The organism is Escherichia sp. XD33 (genome assembly GCF_019375075.1).
Classification (GTDB): Bacteria; Pseudomonadota; Gammaproteobacteria; order Enterobacterales; family Enterobacteriaceae; genus Enterobacter; species Enterobacter flexneri_A.
The window spans coordinates 1-1043 of the sequence record NZ_JAENDM010000212.1 but is presented as its reverse complement, the minus strand read 5'-3'; the positions used below and the strand labels follow the sequence as shown (position 1 = coordinate 1043).

Below are 1043 nucleotides of genomic sequence, written 5' to 3'. Positions count from 1 at the left end.
TGTTAGTCGGACGCCTACGGCGCCGAGGAAAAAAGAAACCAAACCATTCTTGCTGCCAAAGAGAAAAACCCCTTACGGTGGCGTACTGGGAAAGTGCGTATCTACGACGCCTTGCCGGTCTCAATGTCATGCCGTCCTCTTTCGAAGGCTGCTTGATGCAAACCTCTCAAAAATCTGGCATAAACTATCTTGACATATTCCGATTGAACACCTTCCGAATATCAGCGGCTATCAGCGGGATCTCATCTTTTTTCGTGACGTAGGAGTGGGCATTCTGCTGCAGATGAAACTGGCAGCGTTGCCACAGAATTCCAGGGAAGACAGCATCGATTGCCGCGCGCAGTCCTGAGTGGTCATCACTGGTGATCATTCGCAGGCCGTGCATCCCTCGTCGTACGAGACCCTCGAGAAAGGAACGCCAGTTTACCTCTGCCTCACTGTTCGCGACTTCGGCGTCAAGAATATGCCGATTCCCGCTGTAATCAACGCCAATAGCCACTAGAAGCGCCTGCTTGACCACATGGGAACCGACGCGAACCGATTCATAGGTCGCATCAAGTACCAAGTATTGAATCTGTCCGACAGGCTGCGCCTTCCAAGACGTAATCTCTTCATCGAGCTCCTTTGCCAGCCTGCTGACCTGGGACGAGCTGACTTCGGTGCCACAAAGAATTTCGACGATATCCGAGACCCTGCGGGTACTTACTCCTTTGACATACATTTCGGCGATGGCGAGCTTGAGAGCACGCTCACTGCGCATGCCTTTCTCGATGCAGCTGGGATAAAACTCCATCCCGCGAACTTGTGGTACTTTCAAGAGGACTTTCCCGGTCGCAAGATTGAATATTGGATTATTTGGATTTACCAACAAACACTACTATTTAGCTACGAAAACTCAAGAGAAGTACACAAAACCTTTTGGAAGTGATGGAAGTTTAAGTCCTCTTGATTATAGTGTAGGTATTGGAACAGGTTTAGAATTAGGACATTTCCAGTTTATGTTTGGCTATGATTACCCTCTTAGTAACAGTTCGAAAGATCCA

2 protein-coding genes are annotated in these 1043 nt (G+C 48.8%); one reads left to right on the top strand and one right to left on the bottom strand.

Features of this window, described 5'->3' with window-relative positions; translation table 11 throughout:
* Positions 1-184 precede the first annotated feature (184 nt).
* Entirely contained in the window at positions 185-817 is a 633-nt protein-coding gene (locus K0778_RS26345; RefSeq protein ID WP_020802982.1) for an IS256 family transposase, read from the bottom strand.
* Between the two features lie 22 nt (positions 818-839).
* On the opposite strand from K0778_RS26345, the gene K0778_RS26340 reads away from it, so the two are divergent.
* The coding region (locus K0778_RS26340) for a hypothetical protein (protein ID WP_204751729.1) at positions 840-1043 on the top strand (204 nt) is incomplete at its 3' end.